Source organism: Spirillospora sp. NPDC047418 (assembly GCF_040643275.1).
In the GTDB taxonomy this organism is placed as follows: domain Bacteria; phylum Actinomycetota; class Actinomycetes; order Streptosporangiales; family Streptosporangiaceae; genus Spirillospora.
The window spans coordinates 1-17,032 of record NZ_JBEYTW010000079.1 but is presented as its reverse complement, the minus strand read 5'-3'; the positions used below and the strand labels follow the sequence as shown (position 1 = coordinate 17,032).

Genomic DNA, 17,032 nt, shown 5'->3' with positions numbered 1-17,032 from the left:
CCCGGCCGCAGAAGTCCGGCCGCACGAGTCGGGCCGCAGGAGTCCGGCGCAAGGAGGCGGCGATGCCCGTTCCCGACCAACGCGACCCCGAGATCACCAGACGCGCGCTGGCGGACTGGCTCGGCGGGCATCTGCCCGGCGTCCGGATCCCCCACGTGGACACCCCGCAGACCAGCGGTTTCTCCAACGAGACGCTCATGTTCGACGCCGAGTGGAGCGACGGCGGCGCGACCAGGCGCGAGCCCTTCGTCGCGCGGGTCGCACCGACCGCGTACCAGGTCTTCCCCGAGCCCCGGTTCGCCGACGAGTACCGGCTGATGCGCATCCTGGACGAGCGCACGTCCGTGCCGGTGCCGCCGATCCGCTGGTACGAGCCGTCCGCGGACGTGCTCGGCGCCCCGTTCTTCGTGATGGGCCGCATCGACGGACGCGTCCCGACCGACATGCCGCCGTACCACACCGACGGCTGGGTGACGGAGGTCGAACCGGCCGAGCGGGCCGCGATGTGGTGGTCGACGCTGGAGATCATGGCGGACCTGCACCGGCTGGACGTCCGCGACCTCGGCCTCGGCTTCCTCGACCAGCCGGACTGGGGCGCGCCGGGCCTCGGCCAGCGGCTCGCCTACTACGAGCACTACCTGCACTGGGCCTACCAGGGGCCGCAGGAGACGGCGCTCAGGGCGCTGGAGTGGCTGAAGGCCAACCGCCCCGACGAGCCGGACGACCCGGTCGCGCTGTGGGGCGACGCCCGCATCGGCAACGTGATCTTCCAGGCGGGCGCGCCGGCGGCCGTCCTGGACTGGGAGACCGCGGTGCTCGGCGCCCCCGAGGAGGACCTCGCCTGGTTCATGTTCCTCGACCGGCACCACAGCGACGGCATGGGCGCGGCCAGGCTGGCGGGCTTCCCGTCCTACGCGGAGACCGTCGCCAGGTACGAGGAGCTGCTCGGCCGCCCGATGCGGAACCTCGCGTACTACGAGGTCCTGTCCGGCTTCAAGTTCTCGGTGATCATGGCGCGGATCGGCCAGGCGATGATCGACTTCGGCTGGATCGAGGCGACCTCCGACTTCCCCTACAACAACAACTGCTCGCAGCTGCTCGCGCGCATCCTCGGAGGAGACCGGTGACGCTCTCGCCGCTCGACGACTACCCGATCCACCAGGCACCCGAGGTGATGCGGCACGTCACGACGTCCGACCGCAACTTCTACGACCGGTACTACTTCAACGTCCATCCGTGCTCCGACGAGATGATGCTCATCATCGGGATCGGGCAGTACCCGAACCTCGGGGTGATGGACGCGTTCGCGGTCGTGCGGCGCGGCCCGGTGCACAAGGTCGTCCGGGCGTCCCGCGAGCTGGGCAACGACCGCATGGACACCACGGTCGGCCCGTTCCGCGTCGAGGTCATCGAGGGGCTGAAGCGGCTCAGGGTCGTCCTCGACGAGAACGAGCACGGCCTGGCCTTCGACCTGACGTGGGAGGGGACGATCCCCGCCACGCTGGAGCCTCCGCACTATCTCCGCTGGCAGGAACGCGTCGTCTTCGACTCGCGGCGCCTCGCCCAGACCGGCCGCTGGACGGGCACCATCACGGTGGACGGCGAGACCATCGAGGCCACGCCCGACCACTGGTGGGGCTCGCGGGACCGGTCGTGGGGCATCCGGCCCGTGGGCGAGTCCGAGCCTCCGGGCATCCAGGTCAAGAACGCGGGCACCTTCTACTGGCTCTACACACCGATCCAGTTCGAGGACCACTCGATCCTGTGCATCGTGCAGGAGGACGAGAAGGGCCGCCGCATCCTGGAGGAGGCCACCCGCGTCTGGCCCGACCGTGAGGCCGAGTACCTGGGACGTCCCGAATACCGTCCCGAGTACGCCGAGGGCACCCGCGACGTGGTCAGCGCCACGCTGCGGTTCGCGCCGCCCGGCGGGGAGCCGTTCGAGATCAAGGCGACACCGATCCTGCCCGTCCACATGATGGTCGGCACCGGATACGGACTGGAGCCCGGCTGGAAGCACGGCATGTACCAGGGGCCCGATCTCAAGGTGGAGGGCGTCACCTACGACACCCGCAAACCGGACGACGCCGCACGCATGTGGGGCATGGTCGACGCGGTCGGCCGCTACGAGTACCTGGACGGGGCGCAGCCCACCGGCGCCGTCACCGGCCACGGACTCTACGAGTACTGGGCCCTGGGCCCGCATCCGTCCTTCGATGACTGAGGAATCTGCGAGACTGGCGGCCGTGACGACCCCGCCTTCGCCCGACCCCCCGGACGCAGAACGGCCGTCCCGGGAAGAACTGGACGGGCAAGTGCGCGAACGGTACGGCACTTGGCGCGACCAGCCGCGCGGCTTGGCCTGCGCGGTGATCGCGGCCTTCATGGTCCTCACCACGGCGGCGTTCGTGTTCGCCGTGGTCGCCGTCGTCGCGGCGATGAGCTGACGGCACAAGACCCGGGGCGCCCCGCGTCAGGATGCCCCGGGTCTCGCCGCACGCGTCAGGTAGGGATTCCCCCGGTGCCCTCCGCGATGGTGAACGCGACGTCGCCCTGCGGGTCGACCTGCGCGTCGAGCATCTTGTCGTCCAGCATCTCGGCGACGGTGGGCTCCAGGTACACCTTGGCGCCCTCCTCCTCGACGACCTGGTCGCCGGCCTCGGGCGCGGGGGCGACGGAGAGCCGCAGGGCGTCCGAGCCGTCGAGCCCGGACTCGATGCGGATGCCGGTCTCCGGCGGAAGCTCCGGATTGGCGGTCACGGTACGGATGACCTGGACGGCACCGCTGGTCAGCGTGAGCACGATCAGCTCCTCACGTCTCTGTCGTTCTCGGATCGGATCTGCCCCACCCTCCCCGATCGCCACGGCGGCAAACATCCGGACGTGACCGGCGGATGTCAGTCCGCGTTCGGCGCGAGCGCCTTGACCGCCTCCACCGGGGAGAGGCCGCCGCCGGGGACGACGGCGAGGACCGGCGTGGTCAGGCCGCTGTCCACGTACTCGCGGACGCGGGCCCGGCACGCCTCCGGCGACCCGTGCACGATCAGGTCGTCGACGACCTCGTCCGGGATGACCTCCAGGGCCTTCTTCCGGTCGCCGGCCGCCCACGCCTCGTTCATCGGGGCCAGCGCCTCGCCGCGTCCGAGCCACTCGTGGAACGCCTTGTAGACGGGCACCGTCATGTACGCGGCGATCATCCAGCGGCCGATCGCGCGGGCCTCCTCGGCGTTGTCGGTCGGGCACACGAACAGCCGCGCGATCAGCTCGGGCTCCTCGCCCAGCTCGCCGCGCACCGTCCGGACGTCCCTGGGCGCCAGCCAGTTGGTGATCGCGCCGTCGGCCTCGCGCGCGGCGAGCCGCAGCATGCCGGGGCGCAGCGCCGCGAGGACGACCGGCGGCGCCGTCTCCGGCACGTTGTCCAGCTTGAAGCCCTTGACGGCGAAGGTGTCGTACTCCTCCTTCACCTTCTCCCCGGCGAGCGCCTTGCGGAGGAAGCGCAGCGTGTCGCGGACGCGCTTGTACGGCTCGTCGAACGGGATGCCGTTCCAGCGCTGCACGATCGTGTCGGACGAGGTGCCGATGCCGAGCACGAACCGTCCGGGCGCGAGGCCGGCGAGGGTGGCGGCGTGCTGGGCCAGCAGCGCGGGCCCGCGCGTGTAGACCGGGACGATCGCGGGGCCGAGGCGCAGCTCGGGGCCCCACTGGGAGGCGAGCGCCAGCGGGGTGAACGCGTCGGTGCCGTTGGTCTCGGCGGACCAGGCGTCGGTGTAGCCGAGCCCGGACAGCTCCGCGACGATCTCGCGGTGCTCGGCCAGCGGGAGCCCGGTGAGCGGAATGGTCAGTCCCCAGCGTGACATCCGGGCCTCCTCAGGCGATCGACGCGCGGATGGTGGCGCCGCCGTCGACGACGAGGGTCTGCCCGGTCATCCAGGACGAGGCGTCGCCCGCGAGGAACACGGCCGCGTTCGCGATGTCCTCGGGCTCGCCGAGCCGGCCGAGCGGCATGTGCGCGCCGATCTCCGCCTCGTTGGCCTCCCACAGCGCGCGGGCGAGCTGGGTCTTGACCAGGCCGGGCGCGATGCAGTTCACCCGCACCCTGGGCGCCAGCTCCATCGCGAACTGCCGGCTGAGGTGGATCACCGCGGCCTTCGTGGCGTTGTAGTAGCCGATGCCGTGCTCGGTGATCAGCCCGCCGACGGAGGCGATGTTGACGACCGAGCCGCCGCGCTCGGCCAGCGACGCCTTCAGCGCGAGCTGCGTCCACTGGACGACCGCGAACTGGTTGACCTCGACGGTCTTCGCCGCGGCGGCGGGCGTGATCTCGGCCATCGGCCCGAAGTGCGGGCTCGTGCCGGCGTTGTTGACGAGGATGTCCAGGCCGCCGAACTCGGCGACGGCCGCGTCCACGCACGCGGCGGCCTCGTCGGCGTGGCCGACGTGCGCCGCCTTGGCGAGCACGCCCACGTTCGGGTGCGCCGCGCCGATCTCCTTGGCGACCTCGTCGAGCGCCTCCTGCTTGCGGGACGAGAGCACCACGTTGGCGCCCTCGGCGGCGAACGCGGTCGCGATCGCCTTCCCGATGCCCCGGGACGCCCCCGTGACCAGGGCCGTCCTTCCCTCAAGACCAGTCCGCATCCGCGCGCTCCCTACTCGCTCACCACTCGCTCGCACCCTGTGGGCGGCGATGGGCAGAATCCGACTCGGTTCACTGTAGCGAAGTGACTGACGAGTCAGTTAGCTGCCCTGGGGGTTCCGTCCCGCTCACCGGACGGGCATTCTTTCTAACGATCGTTTGGTTGTTACGCTGCGCCGGACGACACGAGGAGGGGCCGCGTGACCACGACCCGGGTGAGCACACCCAAGGAGCGCCGTCCGGCCGTCGAGGGCTGGTACACCACCGCGGACGGCGACGTCCGCCTGCTCGGTACCCGCTGCTCGTCCTGCGGAACGCCGTACTTCCCGCGCAACGAGCTGGCCTGCCGCAACCCCGGATGCACGGGGCCGAAGGACGGCTCGGAACTGGAGGAGTACGCGCTGTCGCCGCGCGGGCGCGTCTGGTCGTACGCCGACTCGCGCTACAAGCCGCCGCCCCCGTACGTCTCCCCCGACCCGTTCGTCCCCTACACGGTCGCCGCCGTCGAACTCGAAGCCGAGCGCATGGTCGTCCTCGGCCAGGTCGCCCCCGGCCACACCGTCGACGACCTCGAGGTCGGCATGGAGGTCGAGCTGACCGAGGGCGTCCTCTACGAGGACGACGAAGCCGAATACACGGTCTGGATGTGGAGGCCCGTCAAATGAGTCGCGACATCGCCGTCCTCGGCGCGGGCATGCACCCGTGGGGCAAGTGGGGCCGCAACTTCGTCGAGTACGGCCTCGCTGCGGCGCGGACCGCGCTCGCCGACGCCGGGCTGTCCTGGACGGACGTCCAGTACGTGTCGGGCGCCGACACCATCCGCAACGGGTACCCGGGGTTCATCGCCGGCGCCACCTTCGCGCAGGCGCTCGGCTGGTCGGGCGCACGGGTGTCGAGCTGCTACGCGGCGTGCGCGTCGGGGGCGCAGGCCATCAACACGGCGCGCGCGCAGATCCTCGCGGGCCTGTGCGACGTCGCGCTGGTCGTCGGCGCCGACGCCGCGCCGAAGGGCTTCTTCAAGCCGGTCGGCGGCGACCGCCCCGACGACCCCGACTGGCTCCGCTTCCGCCTCCTGGGCGCGACGAACCCCATCTACTTCGCCCTGTACGCGCGCCGCCGGATGGCCCTGTACGGCGCCACGCTCGACGACTTCGCCGCCGTCAAGGTGAAGAACGCGCGGCACGGCCTCGGCAACCCGAACGCCCGGTACCGCAAGGAGGTGACGGTCGAGGACGTCCGCGAGTCCGCCGTCGTCGCCGACCCGCTGCGCCTGCTGGACATCTGCGCGACCAGCGACGGCGGCGCCGCCCTCGTCCTCACCTCGATGGAGTTCGCGCGGCGGCACGGCGTCACCGACCCCGTGCGGATCCCGGCGGTCTCGACGGTCACCCCGACCTTCCCCAAGACCGTCCTGGACCTGCCCGACTTCGCGACGGACTCGGCGATGACGGCCGCCGTCCCCGAGCGGCCGTTCCGCTCCGCGATCGCGCACGCCGCCTACGAGGAGGCCGGCCTCGGCCCCGAGGACCTGTCGCTCGCCGAGGTGTACGACCTGTCCACCGCCCTCGAACTCGACTGGTACGAGGACATCGGCCTGTGCGAGCGGGGCGGCGCCGAGGAACTGCTCCGCTCCGGCGCCACCGCGCTCGGCGGCCGCGTCCCGGTCAACCCGAGCGGCGGCCTCGCCTCCTTCGGCGAGGCGATCCCGGCGCAGGCGATCGCGCAGGTCTGCGAGCTGACCTGGCAGCTGCGCGGCCGGGCCGAGGGCCGCCAGGTCGACGGCGCCCGGGCCGGCATCGCGGTGAACCAGGGCCTCTTCGGCCACGGCTCCGCCGTCATCACCGTCCGCTGATCACCGTCCGCTGATCACGCGGCGGTGAACCCGTCGCAGCCCAGGTAGAAGGCGTCGCCGTTCGCGCGGACGTGCAGCCAGACGATCGTCCAGACGCCGGGACGCAGCTCCGGGGACGTCCCGGCGCCCGAGCCGTCCCAGGTGAAGTCGGCGGGGAAGTGGAGGTCGAGCCAGCCGGCGTCCGGCGGGATCGGCCGCGGCCGGCTCGCCATCCAGCCGGGACCCGCGCTGCCGTGCGGCCCCGGCGGGCGGAGCTGCGCCGCCACGTAGTAGCCGGACGGGGACGCGTACTTGAACCGCATGCCGAACTTGATGCTCGTCCCCGTGTACGGCTGCCGCGGCGCGGAGACCTGCAGCTGACCCGCGAGGGCCCGGTCCTCGGGTTCTGAACGGATCGCGGGCAGGCAGTTCCCGTCCTTCTCGGAGTACGCCACGGCCCGGAAGTCCGACGTGGGCTGCTTCACGAGGATCACGTCCGGCGGACGACCGCCGGGGCCGGGGGTCCGTCCGGCCTGCGCACCCTCCGGCGGCGTGGCGGTCCCGCCCTCCGCGCCCTGCCCGGCCTGGGCGTTCTGCGAACCGTTCGTCGAGGGATCGGCGCCCTGCCGGCCCGCCGGGTCGTCGTTGAAGACCGACCGCGCGGTGAGGGCTCCGGCGAGGACTACGGCGACCACCCCGGCGCCGGCCGCGATGACGGCGGCGCGCGATCGCCCGGACATGCGCCCGGTCAGCGTCGTCCGGCCGCGACCCGGCGGGACGAGCCCGGACGCGACCGCGTCCGCGACGCCCGCGGGCACCGGCTCGGGGGCGCCGACCCGCCGCCGGTACTCGGGATCGTCCGCCGGCGGCACCGGGTCGGCGGCCAGTTCGAGCAGCCGCTCCGGGGTGGCGCGGGCGCCCGGCTCCTTCGCCGCGCACTGCCGGACGAGGCCCGCGACGCGCGCGTCGACCCCGTCCAGGTCGATGTCGCCGTCGAGGGTCCGGTGGATGATCGCCTCGATGCGGCCGCCGCCGAGCGGCGGGCGCCCCGTGGCGGCGTAGGCGATGGTGCCGGCGAGCGAGAACACGTCCGACGCGGGGACGGGCTGCTGCTCGCGGACGACCTCCGGCGCCACGTAGCCGGGGGTGCCGTTCCACGCGCCGGTCTGGGTGATCTGCGTCTGGCCCTCGCCGCGCGCGATGCCGAAGTCGATGAAGCGCGGTCCGTCCGGCGCGAGGATCACGTTGCCCGGCTTGAGGTCGCGGTGCTGGACGCCCTGCCGGTGGAGCTCCAGCAGCCCCCGGGCGAGCGCGGCGAGCAGCCGCACGCAGGTGTCGGGCGGGAGCGGCCCGTGCCGGGCGACCGCCTGCCGCAGCGTCGGGCCGGGCACGTACTCGGTCGCCAGCCAGTACGGCGGCGCGTCCAGGCCGGCGGCGACCATCGCGGCGGCGTACCGGGTCCGGACCCGCTCCACGGTCGCGACCTCGCGGCGGAAGCGGGCGAGCGCCTCCGGCCCCTCGAAGTCCTCCCGGATCACCTTGACGGCGATGTGCCGGCCGCCGCCGGTCAGGCCGAGGTAGACCTGCCCCATGCCGCCCGCGCCGAGCCTGGCGAGGAGCGGGTAGCCGCCGATCTCGGCGGGGTCCTCTGGGCGGAGTGGTTCCACGGCTCAGCAGCCCCTCGTCGTCGCGTCCGTCGCAACGCACATGATCTCATTCGCGCGGGGCGGTGCGTCCGGGATTCAGCGGGCCTCGCGGGCCACGTGGAGGGCGAAGGCGATCATCGGCGCCTGGAGCGGGAGGCGGCCGTAGGCGATGGCGCGCAGCGGCAGCGGGCGGCGGCGCCAGTCGCGGGCCATCTTGACGTTGGCGGGGAAGACGGCCGCCATCAGCGCCGCCGTGGCGATCGCGCCGGCCCTGCGGGTGCGGGGATGGGCGACGGCGGCGGCGCAGCCGAGTTCGGCGACGCCGCTGAGGTAGGTCCAGGTCCGCGCGCCGCCGGGCAGGCGCTCGGGGACGAGCGCGTCGAACGGCCTCGGGGCGATCATGTGCAGGGCGCCCATGCCGGCCATGGCACCGGCCAGCCGCCGCGACGCACGTGACGAATCGGTCATGTCCCGCAGTCTGGCAGATCAGACGGCTCGTCCAATAGTGCCCCCTCGGGTCTTCCGATGTGAGGCAAGTCACCCCCTTGCGCCCGTGTGACCTGGGGTGGAGCGGTCACGTGTCAGATGTCATCGTCTCGGCGACTTCGTGCGGTTTCGGGGGGAGTTAGGTTGCTACTGACCGGTAAGTACGAAATCTCCCCGCGGAGGCTCGCGATGACGTCCGAGCACCAGACTCCGGGGGCGGCTGCCGCGGCCGGGGGGACCGCCGGCGCCGTCTCCGGACCCGCCCCGAACGGCTCCGGGACTGGCGGGGGCCGTCCCGGAGCCGCGCGGGCGCTCGCCATGCCGCGCCCGGCCCCATGTCGATCACAGGGTCGGCGGCGGTGATGGGCCCGCCGCGCGGCCGCCCCACCGGTCAGGGCAGCTCGCGGATCTGCTCGATGATGCCGGGCATCGCCTCGTTGTTCTCGCGGATCCAGCGCCGCAGGACGGCGATCTCCGCGTCGCTGTAGGCGGCGAGGCGCTCGTGGAAGGCGTGGGCGATCGGCTCGAAGTAGGAGCCGAACTCGGCGATGTTCTCCTCGACCGGCTCGACGATCACGCGGCGGCGGTCGTCGGGGTCGCGGGTGCGCCGGACGTATCCGGCGCGTTCCAGCCGGTCGATGACGGCGGTGATCGCGCCGCCGGTGGTGATGCCCATCAGCTGCGCCAGCTGCCCGGGGGTCTGCGGGCCGTCCAGCACCAGCGCGCTCACGCACTGCGCGTCGGTGACGTTCAGGCCCGCCTTGCTCGCGGTGGCGTGGTGCAGCAGGACGGTGAACATGGTGCTGCGCTGCATCGCCCGCTGCAGCTCGTCCAACCGCTCGCGGTCCGGGGTCGACACGCCCACCTCTCCCTCGTCATCTCTCGTTTGGAGAGCCTAGTGGCCGGATGCGGACAGGGCCACCGGGGACGGCGCGGCGTGTGGCGCAGGACTCACCCGCCCATGATCGGGGCACCCCCAGGCCGCCCCTATCATGGGTTTTGTTAGGACCACTAACAGAGGTCCGCTCCTGGCCCCGAATCCCACGAAGGTTCGGGGCCGACCTCTACGTCCTCAACCGGTGCGTCCTCATCCGGCCTCCCCGGCCACCTCCTTGGCCCACCGGTAGTCGGCCTTGCCCGCGGGCGAGCGCTTCATCTCGGCGACGAACGCGTAGACGCGCGGCACCTTGTAGCCCGACAGCTCGCGCCGGCAGTGCGCGTCCAGGTCCGCGGGGTCAGGCGCGTCGCCGGACGGCTGGATCACCGCCGCGACGCGGTTCCCCCAGCGCTCGTCCGGAAGGCCCGTCACGACCGCGTCGTACACGCCCGGATGGCCCTTGAGGACGGCCTCGACCTCCTCCGGGAACACCTTCTCGCCGCCGGTGTTGATGGCCTGCGAGCCGCGCCCGTAGACGGCGATCGAACCGTCCTCCTCGACGGTGGCGATGTCGCCGGTGAGCAGCCAGCGCCTGCCGTCCACCACCGGGAACGTCTTGGCCGTCTTCTCCGGGTCGTTGTAGTAGCCCTGCGCGATGTGGCCGGTGCGGGCGACCTGCCCGATCACTCCCGAGCCGGGCTTGACCTGCTGCAGCGCGTCGTCCAGGACGGTGACGTTCTCGACGTCGGGGGCGAACCGCAGGCCCTTCTCGGGGGTCGAGCCGGCGACCGCCTCGGCCGTCGAACCCGACTCGGTCGACCCGAACCGGTCGAGGATCAGCACGTTCGGCAGCAGCTTCTGGATGCGGTCCCGGACCGTCCCGGTGAAGATCGCGCCCGTGGAGACGTAGGCGAACAGCGACGACGTGTCGTACTCGCCGCGCGCCAGCTCCTCCGCCATCGGGATCGCCATCGCGTCCCCGGTGATCGTCAGCGAGTTGACCTTCTCCCGCTCGATCGTCCGCCACACGTCGGCCGCGTCGAACTTGCGGGTGTAGACGAGCGTCGCGCCCATGAACCAGGCGATGAACGTGGCCACCTGCGCGGCCCCGTGCATCAGCGGCGCGACCGGCATCATGATCAGCGGCCCGCTGGTGCGGGCGTGCTCCACGATGTCCGCGGGCGCGGCCGGGCGCGGCACCGTCGGGTTCCAGAACGCGAAGATGATCTGCTCGGTCGACCACATGACGCCCTTCGGCATCCCGGTCGTCCCGCCGGTGTAGATGATGTAGAGGTCGTCGCCGGACCGCTCCGGGAAGCCCGCGCGCGTGGCGTCCGCGTCCGCCAGCGCCGCGTCGTAGGCGACCGCGCCCGGGATGGACGGCGTGCCGCCCACCCCGATGAGGTGCGTCAGCTTCGGCGCCTCCGCGACGGCCGCGGCGACCCGCTCTTCGAACTCCACGTCGTACAGCAGCGCGACGCTGTCGGAGTCCTGGTAGACGTAGAGCAGCTCGGTCTCCACGTACCGGTAGTTGACGTTGATCGGCACGGCCCGGATCTTCAGCGCCGCCAGCAGCGCCGCCGCGTACTCCACACCGTTGTACAGCTGGACGGCGACGTGCTGGCCCGGCCGCACGCCCGCGTCCTGCAGGTGGTGGGCGAGCCGGTTCGCGTGCGCGTCCAGCTCGGCGAACGTGAACCGCTGGTCGCCGCACACCAGTGCGACACGGTCCCCGATCGCGTCCGCGATTCCCTCGAACAGGTCAGCGTGGTTGTACTCCATCGGACGTCCTCCGAAGGGGGGTGAAGGAGATCAGGGTTTGTCGCTGCCGACGATCCACATCGCGAAGAACTGGGCGCCGCCGCCGTAGGCGTGGCCGAGCGCGCGCCGCGCACCGTCCACCTGGTGGTCGCCGGCCAGCCCGCGCACCTGCAGCGCGGCCTCCGCGAACCGGATCATGCCGGACGCGCCGATCGGGTTGGACGACAGCACGCCGCCGGACGGGTTCCACGGGATGTCGCCGTCGAACGCCGTCGCGCCGGCCTCGGTGAGCTTCCAGCCCTCGTTCTCGCCGCAGAACCCGAGGTTCTCCAGCCACATCGGCTCGTACCAGGAGAACGGGACGTACACCTCGGCGCAGTCGAGTTCGCTGCGCGGGTCGGTGATGCCGGCCTGCCGGTACACCTCCGCCGCCGCGTCCTTGCCGCCCTGCGGGCTGACGCTGTCGCGGCCCGCGAACTGCATCGGCTCCGAGCGCATCGCCGTCCCGTGCACCCAGGCGGGTCGGTGCGGTGCTCGCTTTGCCGCGTCCTCCGAGGCCAGCACCATCGCGCACGCGCCGTCCGAGGACGGGCACGTCTCCAGGTACCGGATCGGCTCCCACAGCATCGGCGTCGACTCGACCATCTCGCGGGTGATGCCGGGGATCTTCAGGTGCGCGTACTGGTTCCGCAGCGCGTTCTGCCGGTCCTTGACCGCGACGAGCGTGCCGATGTGGTCGGGGGCGCCGGACCGGGCCATGTAGGCGCGGATGTGCGGCGCGAAGTAGCCGCCCGCCCCGACGACCAGGGACGTCGTGAACGGCCCGTTGACCGTCAGCGTCCACGTCGCGTTCGACTCCGACTGCTTCTCCCACGCGAGCGTGAGGACCCGGTCGTGCACGCCGGACTGGATCAGGTTCGCCGCGACGATCGCCGTGGACCCGCCGACGGAGCCGGCCGTGTGGACGCGCAGCAGCGGCTTGCCGGTCGCGCCGATCGCGTCCGCCAGGAACAGCTCCGGCATCACGACGCCCTCGAACATGTCGGGCGCCTTGCCGACCACGACGGCGTCGATGTCCTTCCAGGTCAGCCCAGCGTCGTCGAGGGCGCGGCGGGCGGCCTCGCGGAGCAGGCCGGCCATCGACACGTCCAGCCGCTTGGTCTTGTACTGCGTCTGCCCGACGCCGATGATCGCGCAGGATTTAGCCATGGTTGTTCTCTCCCGACAGCACGCAGACGAGGTTCTGCTGGAGGCAGGGGCCGGACGCGGCGTGCCCCAGCGTCCGGGACGCCGTCCCATCGTGGATGCGGGCCGCGGCCTCGCCGATGCGGACCAGGCCCGCCGCCATCACCGGGTTCGCCGCCAGGGCCCCGCCGGACGGGTTGACCGTCACGCCGTCGTCCAGGCCGAGCGCCTCGCGCAGGATCAGCTCCTCATGGCTGAACTGGGCGTGCAGCTCGGCGACCTCGATCCCGGTCGCGCCGGCCTTCTCCCCCGCGAGGCGAGCCGCCGCGGAGCGGGTCAGGTCGCGCACGCCGAGCGCGTGCGGCTCGGTGCGGTGGTCGATGCCGGTGATCCACGCGGGCCGCTCGCACAGCTCCCGCGCCTTGTCGCCCGCCGCGAGCACGATCGCAGCGGCGCCGTCGGTGACGGGCGCGACGTCGTAGGGGCGCAGCGGCGCCACGTCGTACGCGTCGCCGTCGGGATCGGGCAGGTGCAGCGCGAACGGGTTGTCGCGGCCGGACGCCCGCGACCTCGCCGCGACGGCGCGCAGGTCGTCCTCCTTCACGCCCGACCGCTCCATGTAGGCGCGGGCCTGCATGGCGGCCATCGACACCTGGTCGACGCCGAGCGGGGCCAGCGTGTAGGGGTCGAGCTGCTGGGTCATGATCGCGCGGAGGTCGCCCTGGGACGACTTGCCGAACCCGTACACCAGCGCGGTGTCGATCTCGCCGATCTGGAGCTTCACCCACGCCTCGTACAGCGCCCACGCGCCGTCCATCTCGACGTGGCTCTCGGCGATCGGCGGCCACGCGCCCAGCGTGTCGAGCGCCGACACGAACGCGAACGGCGCGCCCTGCAGGTAGTCGCACGAGCCCGAGCAGGTGAACCCGAACCGGGACAGGCCCGTCCGCTCCTTGATCTCGGTGATCACCGGCAGGACCATCTCGGTCTCCGCGATCCCCTGGTCCTCGGCGCTGTGATGACTCTGTGCGAACGCGACGACTGCGACATCACGCATTACATGAAGTCCTTGATCTCTTCGAAGGGGACGTCGGGCTCGTCGATGGGCTCGAACCACTTGATGTTGGACATCGAGTGGGTCCACTCATCGCGGGGCCGCCACGCCGCCTTCACCCGCATCCCCATCCGCACCTGGTCGGCCGGGATGCCCGCGACGAGCGTCAGCATCGTCAGGCCGGCGCCGTCCAGCAGGACGTAACCGGACACGAACGGCACCTCGGGTGCGCGCGGGTCGGGGATGTTGTTGACCGCGAAGGTGGTGACGGTGCCCGTGTCGGGCAGCTCCACCTCTTCGGTCGTCGGCACGCCGTCGCGCGTGCAGAACCCCTTCATCGGCACGATGACCTTGTCGCAGACCGGGCAGCGGTGGCCGATGATCCGGCCCTCGGAGATCCCCTCCAGGAACCGGCCGAGCGCCCGGCCGCCCTTCAGCCGGTACTCCAGCGCCGCCTGCGGGTTGATCATCGTGACCTCGGGCAGGAAGCACTCGATGTCGCCGATCGTCCCGGTGCGCTCCGCGCGGTACTTCGGCCGCACCCGCATCCCGGTCTTCAGGAACTTCGGCGGCTTCGCGCCCACCTCGAAGACGCCCAGGTCGAGGGCGTGCACGAGGGCGGTGTCGGCGCCGTCCGGGCGGATCAGCGCCCACGCGAACGGACGGTCGAACGGGTGCTCCTTCGCCGGGTCCGGCACCCACGACCAGGTCGTGACCGTCCCGGCCGGGCCGACCTCGACGAACTCGCCGGTCACGTCCTCGCCGGTCTCGGGGTCGCACTCCTGCGGCGGGACGATCACCCGGCCGCCCGCCGTCCGGACGCCGACCAGCCGGCCGTCGCGCAGCTCGCTCAGGAACCGCCCGATCACCGGGCCGACCGAGCGGGTGTAGCCGCCGGGGAACTCGACGACGTGGTTCGGGGCGTCGGATGGCGCCGTGTTAGATGGCACTGTCGCGGTCCTTCCAGTACGGGTCCCGCAGCTTGCGCTTGAGGAGCTTGCCGTTGGGCTCGCGCGGCATCGTCTCGATGAAGTCGATGGTCTTCGGCCACTTCATCTTCGCGAGCCGCCCCTCCAGCGACGCGAGGATCTCGCCCGCGAGCTCGTCGCCGGGCGCGACGCCCTCGGCGGGCTCGACGACGGCCTTGATCTGCTCGCCCCACTCCTCGTCCGGGATGCCGAACACGGCGACGTCCCCGACCTTCGAGTGCAGGATGATCTCGTTCTCGATCTCGGCCGGGTAGATGTTCGCGCCACCCGAGATGATCATGTCGGCCTTGCGGTCGGACAGGAACAGGAAGCCGTCCTCGGTGAGGTAGCCGATGTCCCCGACGGTGAAGAAGCCCTTGAGGCGGTTCTTCTCCGTCTTCTCCTTGTCGCCCTTGTACTCGAACTCGACGCCGGCCATCTTCATGTAGATCGTGCCGTGCGTGCCGGCCGGGACGGGCTCGCCGTCGTCGTCCACGATGAGCAGCTCGCTGATCGGCCACGCGTTGCCGACCGTGCCGGGGTGCGCGCGCCAGTCCTGCGGGCTCGCGATCGTCCCGCCGCCCTCGGTCGCCGCGTAGTACTCCCAGATGCAGTCGCCCCACCATTCGAGCATCTGCTGCTTGATCGGCACGGGGCACGGCGCCGCCGCGTGGATCGCCCACTTCATGCTCGACACGTCGTACCGGGACCGGACGTCCTCCGGCAGCGACAGGAGCCGCTTGAAGTGCGTCGGGACCATGTGGGTATTGCTCACACGGTGTTCTTGGATCACCCTGAGGGTGTCCTCGGCATCCCACTTGTCCATGTAGACGAGCGTGTGGCCCATCTGCAGGGCGGTGCCGCCGAACTGGGTGACGGCCGTGTGGTAGTTGGGCGAGGTGATCAGATGGGCCTGGTGCTCGCCCCCCGCCGGGATGCCCGGCGGGATGCCGAACAGGCCGAGCAGGAACGTCATCAGCTCGGCGCTGTCGTCGGGGTCGATGCCCATCAGCGCCCGCTTGACGCCCTTCGGCCGTCCGGTCGTGCCGGACGTGTAGTGCATCGTGGCGCCGTTGCTGCGGTCGTCCGGCAGCGTGTCGGGCTGCCCCTCGACGAGCTCGGCGAGCGGGCGGAAGCCCTCGACGTCCCCGAACGCGAACCGCCGGTGCGCCTCGATCTCCGCACCGGCCGGCACGCCCTCCCGGGCGTACCGCTCGTGGACGAAGAACGCCTTGGCCTCGCTGTCGGAGACGATGTAGCCGATCTCCGGCCCGGTCAGGTGCCAGTTGATCGGCGTGTAGTACCAGCCGGCCTGCAGCGCGGCCAGGTACAGCACGAGGCCGTCGGCGCCGTTCGGGACGAGCCCGCAGATGCCGTCGCCCTTCTCCAGCCCCAGCGCGCGCAGCCCGTGGACGAGCCGGTTCGCGCGGGCCAGCAGGTCGCCCGCGGCATGACTCGTCCCGTCCGGGTCGACGCACGCGACCCAGTCGGGATCGGCCTGCGCCAACCGCCAAAAGCCCAATGACCCCATCGGAACTCCCCTAAGTGATCACGGTGAGCACCGTCACACGGCGGCACTCGGCGATGAAAGTAGATCACGTTCTCGTTTTGGAGTTCAACCCCTACCGGTAGGGCAGCGGCTTAACTAGAATCTGTTCTCGTTTGACACCCGAGCTGGAGGAACCATGGCGGAACGGCTGCCGATCAGCACCGAGCACTGCATCGTCGAGCGGGACGGCCACGTCGTCACCGTCACGATGAACCGGCCGGAGGCGCGCAACGCGCTCAGCACCGCGATGCTGGTCGGTCTCGCCGACGCCTGGGCCTACATGTCGGACACGCCGGAGGTCCGCGTCGGCATCCTCACCGGAGCCGACGGCACCTTCTGCGCCGGCGCCGACCTGAAGGCGATGAGCCAGCCGTCCGCGGACCCGCGCGTCCAGGAGCGGGCCGCGCAGATCACCGACTACCACTGGAAGGGCCTGCTGCGCGACGGCCGCCCCACCAAGCCGCTCATCTGCGCCATCGAGGGCTACGCCGTCGCCGGCGGCACCGAACTGCTCACCGGCACCGACCTGCGCGTTGTCGCCGAGGGCGCCACCCTCGGGCTGTTCGAGGCCAAGCGCGGCCTGTTCCCCATGGGCGGCAGCGCCGTCCGCCTGCCCCGCCAGATCGGCTACGCCGCCGCGCTCGACATCCTGCTCACCGCCCGCGAGGTGACCCCGCAGGAGGCCCTCGCCATGGGCCTGGTCAACAAGGTCGTCCCGGACGGGCAGGCGCTCGCCGCGGCCCGCGAGATGGCCGACCAGATCGCCGCGTGCGCGCCGCTGTCCGTCCAGGCGATCCTGCGCGCCGTCCGCGAGACCGAGCACCTCCCCGAAGAGGAGGCGCTCAAGATCTCCGACGAGATCGGCTGGCCCGTCTTCGCCTCCGCGGACGCCAAGGAGGGCTCCCGCGCCTTCAAGGAGAAGCGCCCCGCCGTCTACCACGGCAAGTGACGGATCAGGCCCCCGGCGGCGGCTCGGGCGTGGGCCGGCCCCGCCGCGGCGCCGGCCCCCCCCCAACCCCCGCCGGGCCCCCCCCAACCCCCC

At 71.9% G+C, this 17,032-nt stretch carries 17 protein-coding genes; 6 read left to right on the top strand and 11 right to left on the bottom strand.

Annotated elements, in window-relative coordinates; all coding sequences use genetic code 11:
• The first annotated feature begins 62 nt into the window (after positions 1-62).
• Genes ABZ806_RS34180 through ABZ806_RS34170 form a run of 3 tightly spaced genes read left to right on the top strand, consistent with a single transcriptional unit; the run spans position 63 to position 2,447 of the window.
• Complete coding sequence (locus ABZ806_RS34180) at positions 63-1,127, top strand: phosphotransferase family protein (protein ID WP_500221595.1); 1,065 nt, start codon at positions 63-65, stop codon at positions 1,125-1,127.
• Complete coding sequence (locus ABZ806_RS34175; RefSeq protein ID WP_500221594.1) at positions 1,124-2,224, top strand: Rv3169 family protein; 1,101 nt, start codon at positions 1,124-1,126, stop codon at positions 2,222-2,224. The genes ABZ806_RS34180 and ABZ806_RS34175 overlap by 4 nt, the downstream gene beginning before the upstream one ends.
• 22 nt (positions 2,225-2,246) lie before the next feature.
• On the top strand, positions 2,247-2,447 hold the full coding sequence (locus ABZ806_RS34170; protein WP_500221593.1) for a hypothetical protein: 201 nt from the start codon (positions 2,247-2,249) through the stop codon (positions 2,445-2,447).
• Between the two features lie 55 nt (positions 2,448-2,502).
• On the opposite strand, the gene ABZ806_RS34165 is transcribed toward ABZ806_RS34170, so the two are convergent.
• The 3 genes from ABZ806_RS34165 to ABZ806_RS34155 form a co-directional block, all read right to left on the bottom strand.
• On the bottom strand, positions 2,503-2,802 hold the full coding sequence (locus ABZ806_RS34165; RefSeq protein ID WP_163055273.1) for a Fe-S cluster assembly protein HesB: 300 nt from the start codon (positions 2,800-2,802) through the stop codon (positions 2,503-2,505).
• 95 nt (positions 2,803-2,897) lie between these two features.
• Positions 2,898-3,857: an LLM class F420-dependent oxidoreductase gene (locus ABZ806_RS34160; protein ID WP_500221592.1), complete on the bottom strand. Its 960-nt coding sequence runs from the start codon at positions 3,855-3,857 to the stop codon at positions 2,898-2,900.
• Positions 3,858-3,867: 10 nt separating this feature from the next.
• Positions 3,868-4,635, bottom strand: coding sequence for an SDR family oxidoreductase (locus tag ABZ806_RS34155; protein WP_500221591.1), 768 nt, complete (start codon positions 4,633-4,635; stop codon positions 3,868-3,870).
• Between the two features lie 198 nt (positions 4,636-4,833).
• On the opposite strand from ABZ806_RS34155, the gene ABZ806_RS34150 reads away from it, so the two are divergent.
• Entirely contained in the window at positions 4,834-5,298 is a 465-nt protein-coding gene (locus tag ABZ806_RS34150) for a Zn-ribbon domain-containing OB-fold protein (RefSeq protein WP_500221589.1), read from the top strand.
• Positions 5,295-6,485: a lipid-transfer protein gene (locus ABZ806_RS34145; RefSeq protein WP_500221588.1), complete on the top strand. Its 1,191-nt coding sequence runs from the start codon at positions 5,295-5,297 to the stop codon at positions 6,483-6,485. The genes ABZ806_RS34150 and ABZ806_RS34145 overlap by 4 nt, the downstream gene beginning before the upstream one ends.
• Before the next feature lie 14 nt (positions 6,486-6,499).
• On the opposite strand, the gene ABZ806_RS34140 is transcribed toward ABZ806_RS34145, so the two are convergent.
• The 8 genes from ABZ806_RS34140 to ABZ806_RS34105 all read right to left on the bottom strand — a co-directional run bounded on the left by ABZ806_RS34140 (position 6,500) and on the right by ABZ806_RS34105 (position 15,972).
• The gene (locus ABZ806_RS34140; RefSeq protein WP_500221587.1) at positions 6,500-8,131 is read right to left on the bottom strand and encodes a serine/threonine-protein kinase; all 1,632 of its coding nucleotides are present in this window, start codon (positions 8,129-8,131) and stop codon (positions 6,500-6,502) included.
• Between the two features lie 75 nt (positions 8,132-8,206).
• Positions 8,207-8,578, bottom strand: a complete 372-nt coding sequence (locus tag ABZ806_RS34135) for a DoxX family protein (protein WP_500221586.1) — start codon at positions 8,576-8,578, stop codon at positions 8,207-8,209.
• A gap of 409 nt (positions 8,579-8,987) precedes the next feature.
• Entirely contained in the window at positions 8,988-9,455 is a 468-nt protein-coding gene (locus ABZ806_RS34130; protein ID WP_500221585.1) for a MarR family winged helix-turn-helix transcriptional regulator, read from the bottom strand.
• 228 nt (positions 9,456-9,683) lie between these two features.
• A complete protein-coding gene (locus tag ABZ806_RS34125) occupies positions 9,684-11,255 on the bottom strand; it encodes an acyl-CoA synthetase (protein WP_500221584.1) in 1,572 nt (523 codons plus the stop codon).
• 30 nt (positions 11,256-11,285) lie between these two features.
• A complete protein-coding gene (locus ABZ806_RS34120; RefSeq protein ID WP_500221583.1) occupies positions 11,286-12,443 on the bottom strand; it encodes a thiolase family protein in 1,158 nt (385 codons plus the stop codon).
• The gene (locus ABZ806_RS34115; RefSeq protein ID WP_500221582.1) at positions 12,436-13,476 is read right to left on the bottom strand and encodes a thiolase family protein; all 1,041 of its coding nucleotides are present in this window, start codon (positions 13,474-13,476) and stop codon (positions 12,436-12,438) included. Before ABZ806_RS34115 ends, ABZ806_RS34120 begins: the two co-directional genes overlap by 8 nt.
• A complete protein-coding gene (locus tag ABZ806_RS34110) occupies positions 13,476-14,423 on the bottom strand; it encodes a Zn-ribbon domain-containing OB-fold protein (RefSeq protein WP_500221581.1) in 948 nt (315 codons plus the stop codon). Before ABZ806_RS34110 ends, ABZ806_RS34115 begins: the two co-directional genes overlap by 1 nt.
• Positions 14,413-15,972 carry an acyl-CoA synthetase gene (locus ABZ806_RS34105; protein WP_500221580.1) on the bottom strand — a complete coding sequence of 520 codons (1,560 nt, stop codon included), beginning with the start codon at positions 15,970-15,972 and terminating at the stop codon, positions 14,413-14,415. The genes ABZ806_RS34110 and ABZ806_RS34105 overlap by 11 nt, the downstream gene beginning before the upstream one ends.
• 154 nt (positions 15,973-16,126) lie before the next feature.
• On the opposite strand from ABZ806_RS34105, the gene ABZ806_RS34100 reads away from it, so the two are divergent.
• Positions 16,127-16,939 (top strand): crotonase/enoyl-CoA hydratase family protein, encoded by an 813-nt coding sequence (locus ABZ806_RS34100; RefSeq protein WP_500221579.1) that lies wholly within the window; start codon positions 16,127-16,129, stop codon positions 16,937-16,939.
• The last annotated feature ends 93 nt before the right edge of the window (positions 16,940-17,032 follow it).

What these genes read in the sequence shown, in the direction of transcription:
- ABZ806_RS34105 (WP_500221580.1), bottom strand. Translation starts at nt 15,972, where the DNA reads ATGGGGTCATTGGGCTTTTGGCGGTTGGCGCAGGCCGATCCCGACTGG.
- ABZ806_RS34160 (WP_500221592.1), bottom strand. Translation starts at nt 3,857, where the DNA reads ATGTCACGCTGGGGACTGACCATTCCGCTCACCGGGCTCCCGCTGGCC.
- ABZ806_RS34145 (WP_500221588.1), top strand. Translation starts at nt 5,295, where the DNA reads ATGAGTCGCGACATCGCCGTCCTCGGCGCGGGCATGCACCCGTGGGGC.
- ABZ806_RS34135 (WP_500221586.1), bottom strand. Translation starts at nt 8,578, where the DNA reads ATGACCGATTCGTCACGTGCGTCGCGGCGGCTGGCCGGTGCCATGGCC.
- ABZ806_RS34100 (WP_500221579.1), top strand. Translation starts at nt 16,127, where the DNA reads ATGGCGGAACGGCTGCCGATCAGCACCGAGCACTGCATCGTCGAGCGG.
- ABZ806_RS34125 (WP_500221584.1), bottom strand. Translation starts at nt 11,255, where the DNA reads ATGGAGTACAACCACGCTGACCTGTTCGAGGGAATCGCGGACGCGATC.
- ABZ806_RS34180 (WP_500221595.1), top strand. Translation starts at nt 63, where the DNA reads ATGCCCGTTCCCGACCAACGCGACCCCGAGATCACCAGACGCGCGCTG.
- ABZ806_RS34120 (WP_500221583.1), bottom strand. Translation starts at nt 12,443, where the DNA reads ATGGCTAAATCCTGCGCGATCATCGGCGTCGGGCAGACGCAGTACAAG.
- ABZ806_RS34115 (WP_500221582.1), bottom strand. Translation starts at nt 13,476, where the DNA reads ATGCGTGATGTCGCAGTCGTCGCGTTCGCACAGAGTCATCACAGCGCC.
- ABZ806_RS34155 (WP_500221591.1), bottom strand. Translation starts at nt 4,635, where the DNA reads ATGCGGACTGGTCTTGAGGGAAGGACGGCCCTGGTCACGGGGGCGTCC.